Source organism: Citrobacter sp. TBCS-14 (genome assembly GCF_005280805.1).
Taxonomy (GTDB): domain Bacteria; phylum Pseudomonadota; class Gammaproteobacteria; order Enterobacterales; family Enterobacteriaceae; genus Citrobacter; species Citrobacter gillenii.
On the sequence record NZ_SZWM01000827.1, the window covers coordinates 1 to 237 of the forward strand.

Genomic DNA, 237 nt, shown 5'->3' on the forward strand with positions numbered 1-237 from the left:
CCAGCTGTCGCTGGCGTCCTGATAAAAATGCCGGATGGCGGCGACGCCTTATCCGGCCTACAAAAGTGCATAAACGTAGGCCGGGCAAGCGAAGCGCCCCCGGCCTCGTGTGTTACAACCGTACCGAATCAATATGCCAGATGTTTTCGGCGTACTCTTTGATCGTCCTGTCCGACGAGAAATAGCCCATGTTGGCGATATTAATCATCGACTTGGTGGTCCACTCTTCCGGATGAC

Annotated in this window: 1 protein-coding gene; it reads right to left on the minus strand. The window is 54.4% G+C overall.

The window, feature by feature from the left end; all coding sequences use genetic code 11:
* Positions 1-112 precede the first annotated feature (112 nt).
* Positions 113-237, minus strand: a 125-nt coding sequence (locus FDX22_RS21525) for a glycogen/starch/alpha-glucan phosphorylase (protein ID WP_146717749.1), incomplete at its 5' end; no start/stop codon positions are given.